The organism is Colwellia psychrerythraea (assembly GCF_000764185.1).
Classification (GTDB): domain Bacteria; phylum Pseudomonadota; class Gammaproteobacteria; order Enterobacterales; family Alteromonadaceae; genus Colwellia; species Colwellia psychrerythraea_B.
Window position 1 is genome coordinate 192,582 of the sequence record NZ_JQEC01000042.1, and the last position, 25,201, is coordinate 217,782.

Consider the following 25,201-nt stretch of genomic DNA (forward strand, 5'->3'; position numbering starts at 1 on the left):
ACTTGAATCAGTACTTTTAATTGAGCTAGTACTTGAGCTGGCATTTGAGTTCGTTTGCTTAATCATATTTTCTCTTCGTTATTGCTGGGTTTTGCACTATTAACTTGTGTAAGTTGTTGGCACAATTTTGCTACTTTTTTACTGGCATCACTATTTGCTGCACTAAATGAAGCTTTAGCCATATTTGTTAAAGTTTCAGGCTGCTCAAACAGTTCGCTAATTAATGTTGCGATACTGTCTTTATTTAATTGCGCCTGTGGCATTAACTTTGCTGCATCGCGTTTAACTAGGTAAAGTGCGTTTTTTGTTTGATGATCATCTACCGCGTGAGGTAAAGGAACAAAAACAGCTGGTTTTGCTGCCATGGCTAGTTCTGAAACCGTTAAAGCTCCCGCTCGACAAATTACCAGATCGGCCCAATGATATGCTTTTGCCATATCGTCAATAAATTCATTCACTTGCACCTTATCCCTGCCATGGTTTTGTTCTGCGTAAGCTTTGACAACTTGTTCTTGTTTACTTGCGCCAGTTTGGTGCCATATGGAAAATTTTTCATCATGGTTAACTAGACTGGCAAAACAAGAAGGCATTACTTCGTTTAATACCTGTGCCCCAAGACTACCGCCAACTACTAATATATTTTTACTTGAACTTTTGCTTTCTTTTTCTTCATCGTTATTTATTGGCGAATTTTGCAGTGCAATTGAAGAACGTAATGGATTACCAAGCACCTCAACAGCTACATTCTTATCAAATGCACCAGGGAAAGCGCAGCATATTTTATTGGCAATATGCGCTAATAATCGATTGCTTAAACCAGCGGCAGCATTTTGTTCATGCACAATTAAAGGGATGTTACTTAGCCAAGCCGCAAAACCACCTGGCGCGCTGGCATAACCGCCCATACCTAACACCACATCGGGTTTAACCGCTTTAATCACCCGCCTTGCTTGCACAACCGATTTAAATAACTTAAAAGGCATACCTAACATTGTTAATAACCGCTTTTTACGCAAACCACTGATATCGATAAAGGAGATATTATAACCATACTCAGGCACAATTTTAGCTTCCATGCGATCAGCCGTTCCCAACCAATGGATGTTCCAACCCATAGCTTTAAGCTCATCGGCGACCGCAAGACCTGGGAATATATGGCCACCGGTACCACCAGCCATGACAAGTAAGGTTTTTGTTTCACTTGCTTCGATTTGATTGTGATTCGTGTTCATTATTTATCATCACTTTTCTTAGCGTCTTTTTTTGTAGTTCTTTTCGAGCTAGTCGCTTGAATACTCTGCAATCGAATCTCATGGTCAATGCGTATTAAAATAACTAAGGCTAATGTCATTACTATCATCGAGCTACCACCATAACTAATCAGTGGCATGGTTAAACCTTTAGTGGGTACGATACCAGCACTAGCGCCTATATTTACCGCAGCCTGAAAGCACATCCAAATTCCGATAGAATAGGCTAAGAAACCTTCAAAATACTTTTCTTTTGCAAGCGCATAACGGCCCAAAATAAGCGCTTTATAAACTAAAGTCATGCTAAGTAACAACACCAAGCTGATACCAATAAAGCCAAACTCCTCAGCTAAAACTGCCATCACAAAATCAGTGTGCGCTTCAGGCAAATATTCTAATTTTTGTATGCTATTTCCTAAGCCTTGGCCTAACACTTCGCCGCGACCATAGGCCATTAAGGATTGAGTTAATTGATAACCACTGCCAAACGGGTCTTGCCATGGGTCTAAAAAGCTAGTGACTCGGCGCCAGCGATAAGGTTCAAAATAGGCCAACATGCCTAGAGAGGTTGCTCCAACTGAAGCCATAGCGATAAATTGCCATAACTTAGCTCCAGCTAAAAACAGTAAACCAAAAGTGGTAACAAACATCACAATTACTGTGCCTAAATCAGGCTGCAATAATAACAATGCCGCCATAACGCCAAAGACAATGAGTGGTTTTATAAAACCTTTTAAGTTTTCCATGACTTGCTCACGGCGACGCACTAAATATGCCGATAAGTAACAAAAGAAAAATAATTTAGCAGGCTCTGCTGCCTGTACAGTGATTGGCCCTAATACGATCCAGCGCGTCGAACCATTTACTGTACGACCAATCAGCAAAACCGTAACCAACAGCACTATGGCAAAACCTAACAAGTAACTACTGTTTTTATGCCACCAAGACATGGGGACCTGTAAAGCAACACCTGCAATCGCAAGACTTAAACCAATATAAATGCCGTGACGAATAACAAAATGAAAAGGGTTGTTAAATAGCCGTTCTGCAACCGGTATTGAGGAAGTTGCCACCATAACCAGTCCAACCATATACATGATTATTCCCAGAACAATAAAACTGCGATCAAATGCGCTTGCGCCATATTGATTTGAACCCGCCATAAAGCGATTTATCCACTCAGGTAATGGTGGTGCTGACACTTTTGAAATGGTCTTGGTAATTGCCTGAGTAGTTTCTAATGACATGGTTCTTGCTAAGGTCATGGTTTTTTCTAACGACATGAAGTATCCTTAGCTTGCGCGGCTGCAATAAATTGTTCGCCACGTACCATATAGTTTTTAAACATATCAATACTGGCGCAAGCCGGTGATAGCAAGACCATATCTCCTGCTTTTGCTATTTTCTTAGCTTGTTCAACGGCCTCCACTAAAGTTTCAACTACAATCGAATTACTGACTAAACCAGCAATTTCAGCGCCATCTTTACCTAACGTTATTAACTGGCTCACTTCAAGATTGAATATATTTTTAAGGGGGGTAAAATCAGCACCCTTTCCATCGCCACCAGCAATTAAAATCAGCTGGTTTTTTCCGCTCAGCGTTGGCGATAAGCCTGATATAGCTGCAAGCGATGCACCAACATTGGTCGCTTTTGAATCATTAATCCATTGAATGCCATCGTCAGTTACTACTCGTTGACACCTATGCGCTAAACCAGTAAATCCTGCTATATTTTCTGCCATAGCAGATAATGACCAACCAGCACTATAACCAAGGGCAAAAGCCGCCATATAGTTTAGCGCGTTATGCATACCGGCAAGTGGTAATTCATCTAGAGTTATAATTTCTTGTTCACCAAACATAATAACTTGCTGGTCATCAATAATCGCAAGACCAAAGTGGCCTTGTTCTGGTGCATTTAAACCAAATGAGATGACTTTTTGTTCGGTTATTAAACTGTTGGTAGCTTTATCTTCTCTATTTACTACGGCTATTTTTGCTTGTGGATAAATACTTTGTTTGATGGTCTGATAATTAGCTAAGGTTTTATGTCTATCAAGGTGATCATCGCTTAAATTCAGTACACTAGCAGCAATAGCCTTCATACTTACTAAGGTTTCAAGTTGGAAGCTAGATAGTTCAACAATTGCTATGTCGACTGACTTAACCTCGGTGTTGAAGCCTTCATGAATCAGGTTAAGTATTGGTTCACCAATATTCCCCGCCAAAGAAGCGCTTTCACCAAGGGACTTCGCTAGATAGTCAAGCAGTGAGACCACTGTGGATTTACCATTTGAACCAGTAACAGCTAACATTTTTATTGGCTTAGTACTGCTATTGTTTACTAGACAAAATAATTCAATATCACCTATGACTCGGCAATGTTTCGAAATAAGAGCGGCAATACCTTCATCTTCAAGGTTAATACCGGGACTGGCAATAATAATATCAGCACTAACAATCAAACTTTGTTGCCATTGACCAAAAACAAATTGTGCCCTTGGATAGTCATTCATGTATTTTATTTGTTCACCATTACTGGCAAAAGGCGCAGCACGAGAATCATTAACAGCAAAAGACAAACCTTGCCCATGCAAAAAGCGCAGACATGACAAACCTGTCATTCCGGCGCCAAGCACAACAATATTTTTACCTTTAAAAGCTGTTAACCAAGTCATAATTTATTTAAATTTACCTTATATTATTTACGTATTTTTTAACGCTTTGTTCAACCTAGTATTTAACGTAACTTCAAGGTCGCTAAACCTATTAATACTAATATCAATGAAATAATCCAAAAACGAACAATCACCCGCGGCTCTGGCCAGCCTTTCAATTCATAATGGTGATGAATAGGTGCCATACGGAAAATACGCTGACCGCGCATTTTATACGAGCCTACTTGTAAAATAACTGACAGCGTTTCCATAACAAAAACACCACCCATAATAAATAAAACCAACTCTTGGCGAACGAGTACGGCAATTACGCCAAGCGCTGCGCCGAGAGCTAGTGAGCCAACATCACCCATAAATACTTGCGCTGGATAAGTGTTAAACCACAAGAAACCTAATCCTGCACCGACAATTGCAGTACAAACTACAACGAGTTCACTTGTTAATGGGATATATGGAATATTAAGGTAATTGGAAAAGTTCACATGACCCGTAACATAGGCGAACAGAGCAAAAGCGCCGGCGACCATGATAGTAGGTACAATAGCTAAACCATCAAGACCATCAGTTAAGTTAACCGCATTTGAAGTGCCGACAATGACGAAATAGGTCATCACCACATAAAATATGCCTAATTGCGGTAAAACCTCTTTCATAAAAGGTACTAATAACGCCGTTTCATTAGGCCCTTGAGCAATATAATACAAAAATAATGCTGTACCTAAACCAATAACGGTTTGCCAAAAGTACTTCCAACGGGCAATCAATCCATTTGAGTCTTTTCTAATAACTTTACGATAATCATCAACAAAACCAATTGCGCCAAAGCTTATTACCACAAATAAAACGACCCAAACATAAATATTACTCAGATCAGCCCACAATAAAACACTAACAACTATGGAGGCGAGTATTAACAAGCCACCCATGGTTGGCGTACCTGACTTAGAGAGGTGACTTTCTGGACCATCATCTCTAATCGTTTGACCAATTTGCATTTTTTGCAGGTAACGAATCAATTTAGGGCCAAAGTACAGTGATATAAACAGCGCGGTCAGCGTACTGGTAATGGCGCGAAATGTTAAATATGAAAAAACATTGAACGCTGTATAAAATTGAGTTAAAAACTCTCCTAACCACAATAACATTAAGCTTTACCTTCTTTACTTTGATTTTCATTAGCTTGAATTTTACAAGCTTGGTTGGTACGAACAATACTTTCTTGACTATTACTTTGTTCAGTATTCATTTTCCCAAACCATTTAATAAGTGCTGTTACTACATGCTCCATATGCGCACTGCGAGAGCCTTTAACTAAAATGGCAATATCTTGCTGCCCAGTCGACAATTGCTGAGTGATCATAGTTAGTAAATGAGCCATCAAATCAGCCCTTTTATTAAAATGTCGACTTTGCTCATTTTTATCATTGTCCTGTGCAAAGGCATCACTGGCACTTTGACTTAATACTCCTAAAGACAATAATGTATTTAACTGTTGGCTCTTAGCGAACTCACCAACTTCTTGGTGATAACGACGTGCATCACTACCGAGCTCGCCCATATCACCTAGAATAAGCAACTGTTTACCGGGGTAACTTGATAATAGTTGTGTAGCCGCTTTTACTGACTCAAGATTGGCGTTATAACTATCATCAATAAGTTTAATATTACAACCGGTTTTGTTATCGATTATTTGATGTAAATTCAGACGCCCTTGTACTGGTTGCATTTGTGCTAGACCTAAACGAATATCCTCAAGCTTGGCGCCAAATTCTAGCGCAATACAAGCTGCTGCAACTGCGTTACAAACATTATGTTTACCCGGTACTGTTAACTTAACTTCACAGCTGCCTTGATCAGTTTTTAAGGTAAAACTTGCGCAGCCACTATCATCTAAGTTGGCATTTTCGCTATAACAATTGGCCTTACTTTCTGGTGAAGAAGTGACACAAGAGAAAGTACGAACAGTTTTATCCGTTAAACGCCATTGCCATTTATTGGTATATTTAGTGTCTTGGTTATATAAAGCGACACCATTTTCGCCAAGCCCTGAGAATATTTCACCTTTAGCCCGTGCCACGCCACATAAATCACCAAAACCTTCGAGGTGCGCAGCAGCAATATTATTAATTACGGCAACGTCTGGTTTTGTTAAGACGGTGGTATAAGCGATTTCACCTATATGGTTAGCGCCCATTTCTATGACAGCAAAATCATGGCTTCTATCTAAACGAAGTAACGTTAGCGGCACGCCAATATCATTATTAAAGTTACCATTAGTAGCCAATACTTTACCTAGGCGAGATAAAATAGCAGCCACCATTTCTTTCACAGTAGTTTTACCGCTGCTGCCGGTAATGCCGACAGTTTTAGGACCAAGCTCTTTTTTAACAAAAGCGGCTATTTTTCCTAAAGCAATACGGGTATCGCTGACAACTAATTGTGCGGTATCAGTCACACTGCTCAAATGATGATCAACGATAAGCAATTGACAGCCTTGCTCGATAACTTGTGGTGCAAAACGATGACCGTCAAAACTAGGGCCTTTGAGCGCTAAAAAAGCAGTGGTTTTGTCGGGATTGTTAACAATGGCGCGACTATCAATAACTAAATCATCAATGGCCAATTCATCGAAACTGACCGAGGTTGCATCTTCTGGCTTAATCAGTTGGCCATCAGTCACTTGTGCTAAAGTCGATAATGAAATAGCAATCATAAGTTTGCCTTATTAGTCGATATGGCTAAGTCTGCGTTATCGTGGTAAAACTTTTTCACCACTGAACGTTCGTCGTAAGCTAGTTTTTCTGTGCCTATGATAGCGCCATTAACATCATATTTAGCGACAATGACATAATCTTCATGCCCTTTACCTGCCAATAAAACAATATCGCCAGCCTTTGCTTTTTTCAGGGTAGTCAATACGGCTTGTTCTCTTGCTAAAATCACGGATATATTTTCTGCATCTGGATTGATAAATCCGGTAACAATATCATTGGCAATTAACTGCTCATCTTCACTGCGGGGGTTATCATTGGTCACTACTAGAAAGTCAGCATATTTTTCTGCTGCTTGCGCCATTAAGGGTCTTTTACCTTTATCTCTATCTCCGCCACAACCAAAAACAACATAAAGTTCACCTGAACAATGTTGACGACAGGCTTGCAGGGCTTTTTCTAAGGCATCTGGTGTATGGGCATAATCAACCACGGCGGTTGCTAAGTTGTTTGCACTGCTAGCTTCCATCCGCCCGGCAATACCATTAACTTGTTTAACTAAATTGGGAACATCGGTTAATGACGCTCCTTCTATAAGCAAGACACAAATAGCTGCCAACAAATTATCAATATTAAAGTCACCTAATAATGGGCTGATAATATCAACACTACCCAAGTGACTTATTAAGGTGAAGGATACACCATGACTATGGCGATTAATGTTATTGACTGTTACAAAATATTTGTTATTACTGATATTTTCATCACGACCATATAACCATAAACGTTGTTGCTTCGGCCAACTTGCTAACCATTGTTTTCCTAACTCATCATCAAAGTTAACAACGGCAACTTGATTCATATTTTCAGTAAAGATTTTCTTTTTCGCAACACCATAACTTGCCATAGAGCCATGGTAATCTAGATGATCACGGCTTAAGTTGGTAAATAAGGCTATATCAAATAAATCTGCTTGCACACGATTTTGTGATAGTGCATGTGAAGAAACTTCCATAGCAACATGGCTAAACTTACCATGGACAGAGTGCTCATCATTAAAACGATTAAATAATTGATGTAACTCACAAGCACCAGGTGTGGTATTTTCAACGGGCAATAATTTATCAAGACTACCAGCGCCATTAGTACCTATGACTGCGCAACTTTTATTAGAAAGACTGAGCATTTGAGCTAATAACTGACTCGTAGTTGTTTTCCCATTAGTGCCCGTAATACCAACTATAGTCATATTCTTTTGCGGTTTTTGATAATAGCACTTCGTTAAGATAAATAAGTGTTGATTAAGCTGGTAGAACTTAACAATAACAACCTCTTCATCAATTGAACTCTTAGTAACTTCACCATGTTCATCAATGCTTTCACATTCGGCAAGAACTAGCTTAGCGCCCTGTTTAATTGCTTGTTCGATATATTGACGACCATCTTGGTCGTGACCAATAATCCCGCAAAAAATATCTCCTACAACTATTTCTCGACTATCGTTATGGAGATCACCAACATAACAGCCTAAATTAACCGTACTTGCCATGGCAATATCGAATTTAGCTAAGCAAGTTATTATATTTTGCGCGGCAGGTTTAGGCATGTTGCTCTCCTGCTACTAATGTCAAATTAGGTTTTGACTGAATAATATGCTTTTTAGCCGTTTGTGAGTTTTTCGCATCCGGAGCGATATTAAGCACCCGCAAGGCTCCTTTCATCACTCTTGAAAATACAGGTGCAGCAACCTCACCGCCGTGATACAAATCGCCACTGGGTTCATTAATCACCACCACGACTACAATTTCAGGATCCGATATCGGCGCCATACCGGCAAATAAAGCCACATAATCATTACCATAACCACCGGCTACAGCTTTAATTGAGGTACCAGTTTTACCGCCCACACGATAACCATCAATTTTGGCTTTCGGTACATGTTCATCCACAACAGCTTCTAACATGTGAGTAATGGCTAAGCTGTTTTCTTTAGAAAAGATCCTTTCTTGATCCTCAGACGATGCAGTTTTTTTATCGGTTTTAACAATGGATAACCGACGTTTTATGCCACCATTTGCCAACGCCATATAAAAACGCGTTAACTGAGCAGGAGTAATGGCAAGTCCTGCGCCCCAAGAGAGCGTGGCTAATTCAAATTTCGACCAACGACTTCTATCATGCATCATACCGGCACTTTCACCGACTAAATTGGTACCGGTATCATCGGCAAAACCAGCATCGAAGAACTTAGTTAATAGATAATCTTTTGGTACTGAAAGCGCCAATTTAGTAGTACCCATATTTGATGAAGTAACTAATATTTCTTCAATTGATAACTTACCGCGATTTATTGGATCACTAACGCGCCTACCACCTAAGCGCATCCAGCCAGGACTAGTATTAAGGATAGTATTAGTTTTTACTGAACCAAACTCTAATGCAGTTAACGCTGTAAGTGGCTTCATGGTAGAGCCTGGTTCATAGATATCGGTAATCGCACGATTTCTAAAACGGTGTATCGCCGTATTGCGACGGTTATTTGGGTTGTACGATGGGCTATTAGTCATAGCTAATATCTCCCCAGTATGTACATTCGCCACGATTACCGAACCTGAGGTCGCTTTAAAAGCCTGTACTGCACCTTTTAACTCTTTATAAGCAATAGCTTGAATACGTTGGTCAATGCTTAAGGTAATGTCTTGCGCTTGTTCAGCGTCTTCCACAGAGATAATTTCAATTTTTCGGCCTTTAGCATCTTTTCTAAAACGTTTAGTGCCACCAGTACCGGTTAATAATTTATCGTACATACGCTCAATGCCTTCGATGCCTTTATCATCTACATTGGTAAAGCCGATAAGGTGAGAGCTAATTTCCCCCGTTGGATAAAAACGTTTTGACTCTTTGCGTAAGTGAATACCAGGAATTTTCAACTCTTTAATGTAGGTTGCTATGGCGGGAGAGATTTTACGCTCTAAATAAATAAAACGTTTTCGCGGACTTTTAAGCACTCGTGCGGTAAGTTTATTTATATCTTGGTTGAGCACATCAGCTAGTGCTTGCCAATGTTTAGTCATGGTTAAAGCATTATTGTCCATGATGATTTTAGGATCTGCCCATACAGTTTCAACTGGAACACTAATAGCCAATTCAGCGCCATTACGATCAACAATAGAGCCGCGTTGTACAGTATTAGCGGCAACACGCAATGAGCGTAAATCACCTTGTCTTTTCAGCATATCCGGTTCAATAATCTGAATGTAAGCGGTACGCGCCATCAAACTTAGATAAATCAGAGCTACAACAGCCAGCACTAAATAATAACGCCATGGAGCGGTATTTAATGGGTTATTGTTTTTGGCTGATCTTTTATTCACAGCGTTCTCATTAAAATTATTGTTTTATCGCTCTCTAGTGAAATTCGTACTAAACATTATTCTTTTTTAATAAAGTTTTTATAATAAAGTTGAAAACTCAGAGCCATTTACTCAAAATTTACAATTACTTCCGAATTGCTATCAGGTTGTTTCATATTTAATAGCTTTTTAGCTTTACTCTCGATTGCACTGTGCTCAGCTAAGCTGTTTTGCTCTAATAATAAATTGCGCCACTCAATGTTAAATTCATCTTTTTTTGATAATAATACTTCAAGTTCACTCGTTGTTTGTCGGTTAATATGGCTATAGTAAATGACAGAAAATGCTGACATAACCACAAATATCAACAATATATACGTTACGCTATAACGGACAATATCTTGCCAAATATCAAAAACTAAGGCACGAGCTGCCATAACTAATCAACGTTTCTTGCTAAACGCTCAGCAATACGTAAGACCGAACTACGAGAACGGACATTTTCTTCAACTTCTGTTTTACTCGGTTTTAATTTCCGGCCAATTAAAGCCAGTTTTTTACTCTTATTTAATTCTGCTTCGCTTATAGGTAAACCTCGTGGCACTTTTTTACCCTGAGAGTGTTTTTTCATAAACTGCTTAACTAAACGATCTTCAAGAGAATGAAAACTGATAACAACTAATCGTCCGCCTTCCGCTAACACATCAAGAGAAGCAGCCAGAACTTTCTCAATCTGTTCTAGCTCGCTATTGATGTATATGCGGATTGCTTGAAAGCTACGAGTTGCAGGATGCTTTTTAATTTCTCTTTGTGGTGCCGTTGTTTTGATTAGCTTGGCTAGCTGGCTTGTTCTGGTTAACGGTGACTCTTCTCTGCTATCGACAATGGCATTGGCTATTCGCCAGGCATGTTTTTCTTCACCAAAAGTACGCAATACCCAAGTTATATCTTCAACATCAGCCACCGCTAACCACTCGGCTGCAGTTTGGCCTTTACTGATATCCATGCGCATATCCAGAGGGCCATCTTTCATAAAACTAAAACCACGTTCGGCTTCATCAAGTTGAGGAGAAGATACACCTAAATCAAGTAGAATACCGTCAACCTTACCTGTTAATTGATGTTTTTCGACAATGTCAGCTAATGCGGCAAAGCCTTGGTGTTCAATTAAAAATCGAGCATCATCTTTGAATTTTTTAGCGGCTTCAATGGCGGTTAAATCACGGTCAATGGCAATTAAGCGACCATCTGCAGATAACTTAGAAAGAATTAATGACGAATGACCACCCCGACCAAAAGTGCAGTCGATAAAACAACCGTCACCTTCAATTGCCAAGCCATCAACAGCTTCATTGAGTAGTACTGAGATATGTGTGGTATCTAATTCCATGTTATTATTTTTATAACCTTTGTTAACGCATTTATTTTTTATAACGTATATTTCTGTTATTGCTAAAGAGCTAAATCAAGTAAACGCTCTGTCAATACAATTTCACCTGATTGTATTTTGCTAATACCTTGTTTCATCTGTTCTTGCCAGGCACTTTCATGCCATATTTCAAATTTATTCAATTGCCCAACTAGCATAATACTTTTCTCTAAGTTGGCATGTTCTCTTAATGGTCCATTGATAAGTAAACGGCCATTTTTATCCATTTCACAATCACTCGCATTACCCAGAATAATTTGTTTGAATAAGCGCTCTTGTGGGTTTGTGCTAGATAAACCCGCTAAGGCTAACTCTATCTCTTCCCATTCAGCTAATGGATAAAGCAATAAGCAGGCTTGCTGGATATCGACAGTACAGACCATTTTTCCTTGGCAATCAGCAAATAGCTCTTCACGATACTTGGTCGGTATCGTGATCCTATTTTTGCTGTCAAGCGTAATTGCGCTAGTGCCTCTAAACATATCTGCTGTTTCTTAGCCATTTTGGATTGATTAATAAACAAGTAAAGTGAAGCTAAATTTTAAGATCCACATTTACCCACTTTTTTCCACATTGCTACAGTTTAGTGAAAAAAGCAATGAACTGTCAAGTAAGGAAAATGAAAAGTGACTTACTAAATACTGGCTATAACACCAGTAAAATTAGGCCTTGCAAAGAAGTAGATGAATTTGTGGGCTTTTGTGACATACCATCCCAAAATTGTACTCAAAAATAATTTTTATACGACAAAAAAGCGTTAAATGGATCACTGAAAGAAAAAAATGGTATGAAAGAGCTAGCTTCACCCAAATAAGGAAAAGCTAGCTAGAAAGATAAGCCTGTTTCAGCTTGGCTACTAGGGTAATTTAGTTAGAAAAGTTCATCTTCAATAGCAAACAAACTATCACTGCCTGATTTAATAGTGGCTATTAAAGAGAGTTGTCTTGGTAATAATCGCGCAAAGTAATATCTCGCTGTATGTAATTTACTTTGATAAAAATTTTCACCGTATTCAGAGGTTTCGCTAATTGTACCCTCTTGTATATTACTCAGTGATACTCGCGCCATTTTTGCCCAAATAAATGCCATAGCGGTATAACCAAATAGGTGAAGGTAATCATTGGCTGCCGCGCCTATTTCATTGATATCATCAGCTGATTTAGCAAGTAACAGTGATGATATTTCATTCAAGTGTGCTATTGAGACTGTTAGTGGCTCAATAAATTCAGCCATAGTATTATTATCTTGTTGTGAGCTTATGAAGTCTGTTACTTCCTTATCAAAGACGTTCATTAGCGCCCCTTTAGAAGCAATAACTTTACGCATCAATAAGTCCATTGCCTGGATCCCGTTGGTACCTTCATAAATTTGCGCAATACGTGCGTCACGTACTAGTTGCTCTTGACCCCACTCTCTAATATAACCATGACCACCAAGTACTTGCTGACCCGCTACAGCACTCTCAAAACCTAAATCTGTGAAAAATGCTTTAGCTAAAGGCGTCATCAGGGTAGATAATTGTTCACCTTTTTTCTGCAGCTCACCTGAGCCAAAAGTAGCATAATCAAGTTGCATAGCAATATAACAACTTAGAGCACGTGAACCTTCATTAAAGGCTTTCATGTTTAACAACATACGGCGCACATCACCATGCACCATAATAGAATCAGGCTGTTTTATTGCTTTTGTCGAAGAATCTAAGGCTTTACCTTGTTTACGATCTTTAGCGTATTCAAGGGCATTTTGATAAGAGCGTTCACCTGCTGACATGCCTTGAATACCAACACCAATACGCTCAAAATTCATCATGGTAAACATACAAGCTAGACCTTTATTTAACTCACCCACTAAAAAGCCTTGCGCGCCATCAAAATTCATTACACAGGTTGCCGATGCATGTATGCCCATTTTCTCTTCAATAGAGCCACAGCTTACTTTGTTTCGACCTGATAAGTTTTCGTTTTCATCAACATTAAACTTAGGCACTAAAAACAATGATATACCGCGAGGACCATCTGGAGCATCAGGTAACTTTGCTAGTACTAGATGAATAATATTTTCGGTGAGATCATGCTCCCCGCCGGTAATAAATATTTTACTGCCGCTAATTTGATAACTACCATCTGCTTGTGGCAGCGCTTTAGTTTGGATAATACCGAGATCAGAGCCCGCATGAGCTTCTGTTAGACACATTGAAGCCGACCACTGACCGCTGTACAACTTAGTTAAATAGCGTTGTTTTAACTCTTCACTACCATGTTTAGCCAGTGATAAAGCCGCACCTGCAGTTAAGATTGGATATAAAGCAAAAGAAATATCAGTACTGCACAACATCTCTTCCATAAACGCAGTCACTATTTTGGGCATGCCCATGCCGCCATAGTTAACATCACCACCCAATGCAGTCCAACCCCCTGCAACAAAAGTATTAAAGGCCTCTTTGTAACCCGGTGCTGTGGTTACTTGACCACCAGAGCCATCTTCATTAAGACTAAAGCTAACACCTATTTCATCCCCTTGACGGGCGATAGGATCAATTTCTTTTTCCGCTATTTTTGAGCATTCTTGCAATATTGCCGTTGCTGTTTCTTTATCTACTTGCTCATTAAGTTTCGGTATTTCTTGCCACATTTTATCGGCATTAAACACTTGATATAGCAAAAAATTCATATCTGATAATGGCGCTCTATACTCAGCCATAATGACCTCCTTTAGGGGAATCGGTTAAAGTGTGGCAAACACACAATTAAAACACTCGTTTGAATACAATATAAATCATGACAATGTAAAGGGCAAGTCTACAAACGTTTTCATTATTTGAAGCTCAAATATCCAGCCTCTAGTTTAGTTTCGGCTCAGCTCTTTGCCGGTAATTCAATAACAATCTACATGACGAGATTTTTCGTTTGAAATATACCTGCTGTTTGCTATTAGCTTTAAAACTAAGTTAATGTGTTATTTAGGGTTTATACTCATATAATCGACATCAGCTTTGGTTAAGCTGAGTTAAAGATTAAAGCAACACTGATATAATTAATAATTCCTATACCTATGAGTAAAAATAACGTGACCTTCGATTTTGCCTATAAATATCTAAAAATACATCAGCGCTTGCTAACGATAGCAGCCCTCATGTTATTATTTATAGCTGATGGACAAACACAGCAAGTAAGTTTCGAGAAAACTAAAATAAAACAAGGCTACCGCTTTCATTATCAATGGCTTGATCACAACAAAAATAAACAAGACATCAGCTTTACTTTAGCTCAAGAAGGGCTATTTGACCGATTCAGAAGTTTCAAAACCTATCAAAGAAGTTATGCGCAAAAAACAATCCTGCGCCGTATTAAAAAGTATATGCAGAAAAACCCCATTTCAGGGGTGCAAGTACGTTATCAGCAACAGCATGATAATTTCTCTATTGAAGTAAGGGGCTTAGATAAAGAGAAAGTAGCTAAAGCTTACCAAACTCTAGCTAGGCTCGAGAGCGACATAACAAAAGAGTATTTCCAACAGACTTACTACCAAGCTTTTACCAATCATGAGCAAGTAAACGGTATTAAAGTAGATCACGTTAGCATTGCAGATAATTCAGTTGCCGACTTAAAGTCATTAAAACCTATTATTTTAGATAAAGTATCCATAGAAAACATACGAAAAGTAAGTAACTACGTATTAGGCTTTGTGCAGAGTATTCCATACAGCACTTTAGAATCTCGCCTCACGTCTTCCGGCGCAGGTTTTAATCCACCGCTGCGATTACTGTGGGAGAACCAAGGAGATTGTGATAGTAAAATGACATTAACCGCCACTTTATTACGGGCTTTAATGCCGCGTATTGAGATGGTGTTTGTTTATATTGATGGTCATGCTTTTATTGGTATCAATATTCCAAGCGAAGCTGGCGAAGTTGCCATTGAACATGATGGCGTAAACTATTTACTGGCTGAGCCGACCGGCCCCACTTTACTGCCTTTGGGTGCTTTAGCTCCTGAATCTGAGCTAGCGATTAATCAAGGCCATTATATTGCCCAAAATTACCACGAAGTTTTATCTGAGCAGAACGAAGAGCCCAAAGAGGAGCAAAAAAAATAGCTCATCGTTAGTCATATCAATAACCTTAACAAATTAAGATTATTTCCATTATGCTTAATTGAAGTAATTACAGTTTAATCAATATCAGCTACGTGAGCGAGAAACGTTAAGCTCGGCGCAAAAAAAGCACTGCCTGTTTCAGCTTGAGTATATTTAAGTAAATGATCAGAGTTACCATGACCATCGCCATGTATCATGCTATTGAGCATAACCTCAAACGGCTTAGGTGAGTGGCAATATGATACAAAAAATAGACCTTTACGCTTCATATCACCATAAGGCATGCTTTGTCTGACAATTTCAATGTTATTGCCCTGTTCATCTTTAAGACTAGTGCGCTTAGTATGAGCTGTTAGCGCCTTATCGGCACTATCATATTCAACGTTATCTAATTTGGTTCGACCATAAACATCTTCTTGTTCATGCTCAGCAAGAGAGCCCCAGAGTGATAGGTTATGCTGATAACGCTGAGTATGTAAATAGCTGCCACCAGCAAACTCACTGTCATCAATGGCTTTAACCAAGGCAACTTCGCGGCGGCGTAACCCTTGCGGGTTTTCAGTACCGTCAACAAAGCCAGTTAAGTCTCTGCCATCTAAAAATCTAAATGCCTGTACTTGCTCGATTAATTCAACACTATCACCGAGTAATTGGCAGACTTTAGAGCTAACAATATGATTAACATCGGCGCGATCACTGCGTATTTCAATATAAATATCATAACTACTCGTTGGTGCAACACGATCACCACTATGCATTGCAGGAAATGGTGCTAATAATGTAGGACGTGCACGGGGATAAAATTCATCCCAATACGCCTCACCAATAGCGACGACACCAATAAGATTTGCTTCAGAGAATTGATCCGCGTAATTATCAAACAGCTGAGGTAAACGAGAAATTGCCGCTCGAATAAAAGCATTTTTATCATCTAGTGCATTAAACAGTAGATAATTTCCATGCAAGTTTGGTTCAGCACAAATTCCAAATTGTTCTCTAGCCATTTCACTTCCTGTTAACTTATTTTATATTAAAAATATATAATATCAGTATTGTACACAATAAAGTTGGTCTTACCATGATGTCGTCAGGAAAAGCTTAAATGACCTTCCATAAACCTTTTTCATTGATACACATAAGCTCTTTGAGTGTTTCTTTTTCATTACCGAAATGATTGTTAAAAATGACATTAAGACATGCTTGTTTATTTCGGGTAGTGCTATCACCTTTAATTATGGTGCCGCGGTTGCCGCTCTTCACATTTTGCCAAATCGTTTTAGTTTGATTACCATCGTTGAGTAAAGCAACGACCTTTTCTTGCATTAAAGCAACATCTTCAGCAGTTAAGTATTTTGCAGATCGAGAGTCTGCATCAACAATACCAGCTAAGCCAGCAACCATTTCAAATGGCAATGAAATCACACCTTTGAAAAACCCAGTAACTAAACCGCTACTAGCCTCCTTACCAACTGTTTTAGCATCGACAACGGTATTTTCAATACGTGTAAGATAGTTCGGAATATAACCTCTGGAAAGGGCAATTTCCTCTAGGTACTTAGTAGAATGAGGACGCCAACGCGCAACTTCATTAGTGGTATTATTTGTGGTTTTAACCACTGCATCAACACGTTTTAATATTGCTGGCATCGAAGCTTGCAATATTGCGACTTGTTGCTCAATACTCGCAATTTGACTCATTATACTAGGTAATTGCCGTGAATAATTTTCACTTTCAGCAACCACTTGCTGGATCACAGGTAGAGATGCTTCAATTTGCGATAAAATATCAGGCGTTTGTTTCGATACCATTGTCCTAACTTTACCCACTTCCACTCTAACAAGGGCAACTTCAGCAACTATTTCGTCGACTCTAGGGCTTACAACATCGATAGTTTGTGTCGTTTTCTCTATAACGCTGAGAATATCAGGTATCTGCACTGTAAATTTAAATAAGGAAAAAGCTAGATATGTTATAGCTAATGCTAACAAAGCTTGTGAATAAGAAAATTGTTTTTTCATAAAATATTACTGCTGCTCAATCACATTAATTTCATCAACTAAGCAATGAGCTAATTCATTAATTGATAAATGATTAGGTTTATCTGTTCCCAACTCTTTTTTAATTATAACCTCTAATTCTTTCGCTGCTTGATTGAGTTCATTAAAACCAAACATTTGTGCGGCGCCTGCTAAACGGTGGCTAAGGTAAGCAAGCTTCTCGATTTCATTATTATCACTAAAAAGTAACAACGCTCTTTTATCGTTACTAAGATTAATTTTAAACTCAGCGACTAAATCACTTAAATCTACTTGTGCTATGTTTTCTTCCGCTTTATCAAACAGTTCGTTTGCCGACAATACTTTACCCGGTCCATCATTTCGCCTGTGTGTTGAAGAACTTAATGCGTTATTTGTATTAAAATACTTGGCAATGGTAGCAATAAAATTCTTTCTTTCTATAGGTTTCTTTAAGTGTCCGGTAAAACCTATACTAAGATACTGGCTAACTTCATGGGACATAGCATTTGCTGTTAAGGCATAGATAGCTTGCTTACAACCTAAAGCACGTAAAGCTTTAAATGCCTCTACACCATCCATCTCTGGCATTTGAATGTCTAATAGTATCAGCTTTGGCTGATGCTCAAGCCAAAGCTCTACGGCTTCTTTACCATTGCTGGCGACAATGACCTCTAAACCTAAGCTCCTCAATAAACGAGCAATCAAGCGCCGGTTATCATCATGATCTTCAGCCAATAAAACTTGGCCGCTAAAGAGATCTTCACTACTATGTATGAGCAATGCATCATCTATAACCTTAATGTTTTCTTTAACAATATTACTTTTATCAGCATTATGCTGACACGGGAGAGTCAAACAAAAGCTACTACCTCGACCTAATTTACTTGTTACCGCAATATTACCAGACATCAGCTTTGCCAACTGATTTGATAAGGAAAGGCCTAAGCCTGAACCACCAAACCTTCGACTAATACTATTATCTGCTTGAGTAAATATTTCGAAAATTTGTGCTAAATGATCGGTACTCAAACCAATACCCGTGTCCGTAACTGTAAAAGCTAACTGGCCACTTTGCCAACTGATATTTAGTTTTACATGGCCCTTCTCAGTGAACTTAATAGCGTTAGCACATAGATTAAGCAATATTTGTTTTAAGCGTAAGTTATCCACCTGAATAATAAAGGGCAGAGATAGTTGATGTTCAATAGTAAATCTTAGCTGCTTCTGTTCAGCCTGACTGGTAAAGGTATGCGATAAATCTTGAATTAATTCAGCTAAATCTACAGGCTGAATTTCTAATTCAAATTTATTGGCTTCAATGCGGCTTAAATCCAAAATATCATTAATAAGCTCAAGTAAGTGTAAGCTATTGCCATGGATTACTTCTATATCTTCTTGCACTTTACTTTTATCAATATCGTCATGAATGATGGCTTCCGCGTGCCCGACAATGGCAGTAAGTGGCGTTCTAATCTCATGGCTCATATTAGCAAGAAATTGGCTTTTAACTTGGTTAGCTTGGGCTAATTCATCTGTTAAGTTTTCAAGTTCACGGGTACGTTGTTTAACACGAAATTCTAACTCTTGTGTTAATCGCTTCTCAAGGTAGCGGCGATAGATAAAAAAGATCACCACAAGCACTAATACTAAACCCAAAATGATAAGATTGCGCTGCTGCTCTATTTTAGCCGATTGTAAATTTTGTAACCTTCTACGCTGCTCTAAATCGACTATCTTTTGATTAAGCTGCACTGACTCAAATTCAGCCAATTTATGATTAAGTAAATTATTCGAAGCTAATAAATACCTATATTGATATTTCTGTTGTTGAACAAGTGCTTGTACAAAGTCTTGTTTACTGGCGTAAATTAAAGCAGATATAGCTAAATTTTCAGTCAGTAGTGCCTGATAATCAATTTTTTCTCCTACGTTAATTGATCGCTCTATATATAGTTCAGCTTGTGCTATGTCACCAGAATAAAAAGAGGCTTTAGCTAAACTTTGTAAACTGCCAGCATAGGCTTTTTGGTGGCCAACTTCTTTACTTATGGCAAGTGCCTGTTTGCCATAATACAACGCTTGTTCAATATCAAAAATATCGTTGTATATTTCAGACATATTATGCAGTTGAGAGGCTATATCATGCTTGTAACCGTGCGCTTGAAAAAAACGTAAAGCGGATAAAATATTTTCAACGCCTAACTCAAATTGGCCAGAATCTTTATAAGCAACACCTAAATCAGCTCTAGCTTGAGCGACACCATAGTCATCTTTTAGTTGCTGACGTTTTTCTATTATCACTATCAACATATCAATGGCACTATCAAAACGTTTTAAACTGATATGCAAAGCCGCAATGTTATATCTAACATCAACTTTATCAACTTCATCACCGTAGTGGGCATATAAGGGCTCGGCAAGTTGATAATTCACTAAGGCTAAATTAGGTTGTCCCAAAGAGGTATAAACTAGTGCTATATTATTTAATAAATTTGCCCGTTCAATAGCAAAAGTATTAAGGTCGCTCTCTTGATTATCATCATAATAAGCAAGAGATGCTTGGTAAGCCTTTAATGCCGACTTTAACTCGCCTTGATAATACAACAGTACACCAAGCATTTTATCTGCTTGTGCTGCTAAGTTAGATAAACCTGCCTTCGTTGCTGTATCTCTCGCCCGCTGCACGACATCAATACCTTGGTTATATCGATGCAGGGTAAATAGTATTTTACTTTGTTGCAGTAATATCGCCACTTTATCTGCCGCACTAAGGGCTGGGGAGTTAATCAATTGCGATAACGCTAACAAGGCTTGTTTTTTATCGACTCTCTGGTTAATTTCGATAAGCTGTTGTTGCAACTGACTATGCTGAGCCCAAGCTTTATTGAGGCTGGTTAAATTACTGATGGTCAATATACAAAAGAGCAATATTGTTTGTTTAAGTTGTTCCATCATGGGGTAATTAGAGCTCTACTTTAACTATCATGGGCTGCTGAATTTTATTAACAGGATTAAGGGATATTATTTATAGCATTAATTACGTTTAAAAAACATCGTATCAACAAACAGCCTGTGATAAATCATTTCAATTTACATCTAGGAAATGTACCAAATTTAAAGTACAAGCTTTTGTTATATTTAGCTTTAGGTCCCTAGCTATACTTTTGACATAGATAAAGCAATTCCCTAAAATTCAAACTGCAACTGTTACATTCATTCTGTAATTCTCTCATGCAAGGACAGCTCAATGATCAAAAAAACTATGGTGATTATATTTTTATTATTTGGTATTTTAAACCAAGTAAGTTATGCCCACCTTGATAATAAGAAGTTTATCGAAGTGCAGATTCATTCCTTAGACGAATTAATAGCCTTATTCAAAAAACACCACTACACCAGTAAACATTGGCAAAAAGGTAATAGAGAAGTACCGAGGCTAATTTTTTCAGGTGTTAGTGAAAAATGGAAAATAGCCTCTAGTCATATTCCAGTAAAGCAAAAAAAGCAGGTGTTTTTCCGATTAATGGCACCGCTAGTATTAATGTCTAATGAAAATATCCTCAAAGAACGTGAAGTCGTAAAATCGGCGTCATGGTCTTCAAAGCAATTACTCGCTATCGCGAAAAAGTATCGCCTAAAAACCAAATCAGATTCAGGGTTAACTAATAACGAACGCCAACAACTGTTGCTGCAAGTGGACATTATGCCGCCTTCCCTGGCATTAGCCCAAGCGGCGGAAGAAAGTGGCTGGGCAACGTCACGATTTACTGAAGAAGGTAACGCCTTTTTTGGACAATGGGATTTTTCTGGTAAAGGTATGACTCCTAAGCAACAACGCAAAGAACTAGGCAACTATGGTTTAGCGCGTTTTGATAGTCCATTAGACTCGGTTGAAGCTTACATGCTCAATATCAACACTACAGCTGCATATAAGAAACTTCGTATCTTGCGAGAAAGGTTACGTCAAGAGAATAAGGAAATTACGGGTTTAGCGTTAGCTGGCACGTTAGATAAGTATTCTGAACGTGGCCAAGCTTATATTGATGGCCTGCGCTCAATGATCCGCTACAACAAATTAGAGGATGTGGATGAAGCTTATTTGTCTGACACTATATTGATTAAGTTAGTTACCACTAAATAGGGCTATTAACATAACCTGAACTTGGTTTAAGAGGTAAGTTAATCAATTGAAATATAGATTAAGTTTTATAGATATTATCTAACTTGATAGTTTTGCTTAATTCAAGAAAAAATTACGTGTCAATAGGGAGCTAATACAAGTGAGTTTTCCGCAGAAGTAAGGAGAAATAATTGTTAGAGATCTTTTATGAAGCCGAGTTCAGGTTAGCACAATAAAAAACCACCGACTAAGCGGTGGTTTTCACTAAATGATAATTGCCTGCCGATTAAAGCGAACTGGCTATCTTAGCTGACTCACGCTTTAGTTGTATCCGCAGCATCCGTACCAAATAACATACGTTTGATGGCATTTATCAAGCGTCTTGCCTGTACACGTATATCTTCAATGATCAAGTAAAGGCTAGGAATAAACACTAAAGTTACGATAGTGGCAAATAGCACACCAAACGACAGTGATACTGCCATAGGAATTACTATTTGTGCCTGAGCACTTGTTTCAAAGAAAATAATTGGAACTAGACCAATAAAGGTAGTGATTGAGGTTAACATGATGGCGCGAAAACGCTTAGTGCCTGCATGTATTACCGCATCTTTTAAACGTTCACCACGCTGTCTTGCTTTATTGACAAAATCTACCATCACTAGGGAGTCATTAACCACCACGCCCGATGCTGCCGCGATACCAAACATGGATAATACACTTAAATCCAAACCTAATATCATGTGACCAAATACTGCGCCAATAACACCAAAAGGAATCACGGTCATGATCATGACTGCTTGTGAGTAGGACTTTAAGGGGATAGCCAAAAGTGAAAATATAATCATAAACGAAATCATCATGTCACGGAGCTGCTCCGCTGCACCATCCATTTCTTCCTGAATACGTCCAGAGACTTCACTTTTCACCAATGGATATTTACGCAATAACTGTGGCACAAAATTATCACGGATATCTTTAGCTACTTCAAAAGGTTCAACCTGTTCAGCATCTACCGATGCCCAAACATTAATAGTACGGTTACCATTTTCACGACGAATGCGAGTAACACCATCGGTAAGAATAATTTCAGCTAACTCCGACAAAGGCAATTCCGCACCATTAGGCGCTTGGATCATAACATCATCAACATGGCCAACACTGCTGCGTTGCTCAAGTGGATAACGTACCATGACTTTAACCTCTTCACTATCGCGCAAAATACGCTGCGCTTCTAAACCATAAAAACTATAACTCACTTGCGAGGCAATATCTTCCAGCGTTAAACCTAAACTATAGGCTAAAGGCTTTAATGTGAACTGCACTTCTTTAGCACTGGTTTGGCGAGAATCGTTAACATCACCGACACCTTTAAGCGAATTAAGTTTCAGCTTCAGCTCTTTTGCCGCCGCTAGTAACTGAGCATCATCTTGGCTTTCCAGTCTAAAAGCAATATCCCCATCATCTCGGCCACCGCCAAACAAATTATCACTAATGGTAAGGGATTTAACACCTGGGTAGTCAGGAATTGCCTTACGCCATAATTCGGCCAGCTCAAAAGTATTGATAGCTCTTTCTTTTGGAATAACCAGCTTAACCATCACTTGACCGTTAGTTCTGCTACGCAAATCAACTTGCATATCGGAGATCATTGAACTGCCATATTTAGCTTCAATATCCTGATCAACTTTATGAATAATACTTTCAATGCTGAGTAGGGTATTTAAAGTAGCTTTTTCTGACGCATCTATGTTCATGTCTACACTGATGCGAGGAAAATCATGGGGGATTTTAGGTTGACCAACATAGCGAACTAAACCACCATCAAACAAGCCCTTGCTAATAAGCATAAGGCAGATAAAAAACATTAACACCGCATAGCGATATTTAATCAAAACCACTAAAGCCGGACGATATACATTATTAATAAAGTTTTTTAACTTAGTATCAATCCAGGCGCGAAGTCTATCGAGCGGGTTTCTCGGATTAAATTTTTTCACCTTCATTTTAACCAAATGCGCTGGCAAAATAAGTTTTGATTCAATCAGTGAAAAGATAAGACATAAAACCACCACCCCACCAATGGCTTTGCCAAAAGCAGATGACGGACCTTCACCAAAGAGGAAAGGTAAAAATACCGCTATAGTGGTTAGTACACCAAAAGTAGCCGGCATAGCAACTCGTTTAACACCACGAATTACATTGTCTGTTGTATGACCGTGCGCTTCAATTTCATCATGGGCACTCTCCCCCATAACAATGGCATCATCAACCACAATACCTAAGACCAATATAAAGGCAAATAAACTAATAACGTTGATGGTGACACCAATAAATTCCATTGGCATAAATAATAACGTGCCTAAGAAACATACAGGCAAACCCATCATTACCCAGAAAGCTAGACGTACCCTTAAAAATAGCGCCAACATTAAAAAGACTAATACCGCACCACTTTTCATGTTGTCGAGCATCATATTCAACCGGCCATTGAGGTAATAAGTTAAATCAACCCAGGTTTCCAGCTTAACCCCTGGAGGTAAAACAGATGCTTTATCGTCAACATAGCGTTTCATAATATCGGCAATTTTGGTAATACTTTGATTCTCGGAAGCGCCGATAAAAATAGTGACTGAATTTTCACCATTGAACTTAGAATACTGTAGTCCTTCCTGAAAACCGTCATTGATGGTAGCAACTTCACTTAACATGACTTTGGTACCATCTTCCAAGGTAATAACGGGAATTTGTTCAAATTCAAAGCCACGATAGGCTTGGTTTTCCACCCGTAAGTTTATATACCCATTGGCTGCACGTATTTGCCCCGCCGACATATTGCGGGAAAAACTACGTACCGCGTTAGCGACATCCCGAAAACTTAAGTCGTATTCACGTAATTTATCTTTACTGACTTCAATAGAGACTTCATAGGCTAAGCCACTGTATAATTCAGAAATACTGATACCTGGAAGTTGCTGTATTTCATTATGAACTTTGCGGCCAAGTTCTTTCAGCTCACTATTAGTTAAATCACCATAAAGTGAGATATACATCACTTCTTGACGAAACTTCTCTCGCTCAACCTTAATTCTTTCCATACCTTCTGGGAAACTTGGAATTGCGTCAATGGCTGATTTCACCTCCTCTAGTACAACCTGGGGGTCATAATCAAGCTCAACTTCAAACCAGCCGTTGGAGTAATTTCGGTTAGAATAAGTGATCACTCGCTTAAGACCTTGCACTGATTTAAGCGCTTCTTCGATCTTAATAGTAATGCCTTCTTCTACTTCTTGTGGTGCGGCCCCTGGGTATGGTGCGGAATATGAAATCCAGTTGAATTCTAACTGGGGAAACATTTGTTTATTAATGGTTAGTGCCGTTAAACCGCCACCAATTAAGATAAAAACCATAAGCAAGTTAGCAGCGATGCTATTACGGGCAAACCAAGCAATAATGCCTTTATTGGTATCTATATCATCATGAGGCCTATTTAAGTTTTCACTATCACTTTTCTCATTAGTTATATTGTCAGCAGAGCTCATTA

The 25,201-nt window shown here is 38.7% G+C and carries 17 protein-coding genes; 2 read left to right on the forward strand and 15 right to left on the reverse strand.

Annotated features, from left to right (window positions below):
- Nucleotides 1-62: 62 nt before the first annotated feature.
- The 11 genes from murG to GAB14E_RS07730 all read right to left on the reverse strand — a co-directional run bounded on the left by murG (nt 63) and on the right by GAB14E_RS07730 (nt 14,123).
- Nucleotides 63-1,232 carry an undecaprenyldiphospho-muramoylpentapeptide beta-N-acetylglucosaminyltransferase gene (gene murG, locus GAB14E_RS07780; protein WP_052093819.1) on the reverse strand — a complete coding sequence of 390 codons (1,170 nt, stop codon included), beginning with the start codon at nt 1,230-1,232 and terminating at the stop codon, nt 63-65.
- Nucleotides 1,232-2,533, reverse strand: coding sequence for a cell division protein FtsW (ftsW, locus tag GAB14E_RS07775; RefSeq protein WP_033083108.1), 1,302 nt, complete (start codon nt 2,531-2,533; stop codon nt 1,232-1,234). The genes murG and ftsW overlap by 1 nt, the downstream gene beginning before the upstream one ends.
- Entirely contained in the window at nt 2,524-3,930 is a 1,407-nt protein-coding gene (gene murD, locus GAB14E_RS07770) for a UDP-N-acetylmuramoyl-L-alanine--D-glutamate ligase (protein ID WP_033083109.1), read from the reverse strand. Before murD ends, ftsW begins: the two co-directional genes overlap by 10 nt.
- Before the next feature lie 62 nt (nt 3,931-3,992).
- Nucleotides 3,993-5,075: a phospho-N-acetylmuramoyl-pentapeptide-transferase gene (gene mraY, locus GAB14E_RS07765; RefSeq protein ID WP_033083110.1), complete on the reverse strand. Its 1,083-nt coding sequence runs from the start codon at nt 5,073-5,075 to the stop codon at nt 3,993-3,995.
- Complete coding sequence (locus GAB14E_RS07760) at nt 5,075-6,643, reverse strand: UDP-N-acetylmuramoyl-tripeptide--D-alanyl-D-alanine ligase (protein WP_033083111.1); 1,569 nt, start codon at nt 6,641-6,643, stop codon at nt 5,075-5,077. Before GAB14E_RS07760 ends, mraY begins: the two co-directional genes overlap by 1 nt.
- Nucleotides 6,640-8,247 (reverse strand): UDP-N-acetylmuramoyl-L-alanyl-D-glutamate--2,6-diaminopimelate ligase, encoded by a 1,608-nt coding sequence (locus tag GAB14E_RS07755; protein WP_033083112.1) that lies wholly within the window; start codon nt 8,245-8,247, stop codon nt 6,640-6,642. Before GAB14E_RS07755 ends, GAB14E_RS07760 begins: the two co-directional genes overlap by 4 nt.
- Complete coding sequence (locus GAB14E_RS07750) at nt 8,240-10,015, reverse strand: penicillin-binding transpeptidase domain-containing protein (RefSeq protein ID WP_033083113.1); 1,776 nt, start codon at nt 10,013-10,015, stop codon at nt 8,240-8,242. Before GAB14E_RS07750 ends, GAB14E_RS07755 begins: the two co-directional genes overlap by 8 nt.
- A 107-nt stretch (nt 10,016-10,122) precedes the next feature.
- The gene (gene ftsL, locus GAB14E_RS07745) at nt 10,123-10,431 is read right to left on the reverse strand and encodes a cell division protein FtsL (protein ID WP_033083114.1); all 309 of its coding nucleotides are present in this window, start codon (nt 10,429-10,431) and stop codon (nt 10,123-10,125) included.
- Nucleotides 10,432-10,433: 2 nt separating this feature from the next.
- A complete protein-coding gene (gene rsmH, locus GAB14E_RS07740; RefSeq protein WP_033083115.1) occupies nt 10,434-11,384 on the reverse strand; it encodes a 16S rRNA (cytosine(1402)-N(4))-methyltransferase RsmH in 951 nt (316 codons plus the stop codon).
- A gap of 62 nt (nt 11,385-11,446) precedes the next feature.
- Nucleotides 11,447-11,905: a division/cell wall cluster transcriptional repressor MraZ gene (gene mraZ, locus GAB14E_RS07735; protein ID WP_033083116.1), complete on the reverse strand. Its 459-nt coding sequence runs from the start codon at nt 11,903-11,905 to the stop codon at nt 11,447-11,449.
- Between the two features lie 388 nt (nt 11,906-12,293).
- The gene (locus tag GAB14E_RS07730) at nt 12,294-14,123 is read right to left on the reverse strand and encodes an acyl-CoA dehydrogenase C-terminal domain-containing protein (protein ID WP_033083117.1); all 1,830 of its coding nucleotides are present in this window, start codon (nt 14,121-14,123) and stop codon (nt 12,294-12,296) included.
- Between the two features lie 432 nt (nt 14,124-14,555).
- On the opposite strand from GAB14E_RS07730, the gene GAB14E_RS07725 reads away from it, so the two are divergent.
- Nucleotides 14,556-15,518, forward strand: coding sequence for a hypothetical protein (locus tag GAB14E_RS07725; RefSeq protein WP_033083118.1), 963 nt, complete (start codon nt 14,556-14,558; stop codon nt 15,516-15,518).
- Nucleotides 15,519-15,592: 74 nt separating this feature from the next.
- Here GAB14E_RS07725 and GAB14E_RS07720 read toward each other — a convergent pair whose 3' ends face one another.
- The 3 genes from GAB14E_RS07720 to GAB14E_RS07710 all read right to left on the reverse strand — a co-directional run bounded on the left by GAB14E_RS07720 (nt 15,593) and on the right by GAB14E_RS07710 (nt 20,492).
- Nucleotides 15,593-16,522: a Dyp-type peroxidase gene (locus GAB14E_RS07720; RefSeq protein WP_033083119.1), complete on the reverse strand. Its 930-nt coding sequence runs from the start codon at nt 16,520-16,522 to the stop codon at nt 15,593-15,595.
- Between the two features lie 94 nt (nt 16,523-16,616).
- Nucleotides 16,617-17,537, reverse strand: a complete 921-nt coding sequence (locus tag GAB14E_RS07715; RefSeq protein WP_033083120.1) for a hypothetical protein — start codon at nt 17,535-17,537, stop codon at nt 16,617-16,619.
- Nucleotides 17,538-17,543: 6 nt separating this feature from the next.
- The gene (locus tag GAB14E_RS07710) at nt 17,544-20,492 is read right to left on the reverse strand and encodes an ATP-binding protein (protein WP_231562073.1); all 2,949 of its coding nucleotides are present in this window, start codon (nt 20,490-20,492) and stop codon (nt 17,544-17,546) included.
- A gap of 292 nt (nt 20,493-20,784) precedes the next feature.
- Between GAB14E_RS07710 and GAB14E_RS07705 the strand changes: the two genes are divergently transcribed.
- Nucleotides 20,785-21,678 carry a glucosaminidase domain-containing protein gene (locus GAB14E_RS07705; protein WP_033083122.1) on the forward strand — a complete coding sequence of 298 codons (894 nt, stop codon included), beginning with the start codon at nt 20,785-20,787 and terminating at the stop codon, nt 21,676-21,678.
- Between the two features lie 293 nt (nt 21,679-21,971).
- On the opposite strand, the gene GAB14E_RS07700 is transcribed toward GAB14E_RS07705, so the two are convergent.
- Nucleotides 21,972-25,199: an efflux RND transporter permease subunit gene (locus tag GAB14E_RS07700; RefSeq protein WP_033083123.1), complete on the reverse strand. Its 3,228-nt coding sequence runs from the start codon at nt 25,197-25,199 to the stop codon at nt 21,972-21,974.
- Between the last annotated feature and the right edge of the window lie 2 nt (nt 25,200-25,201).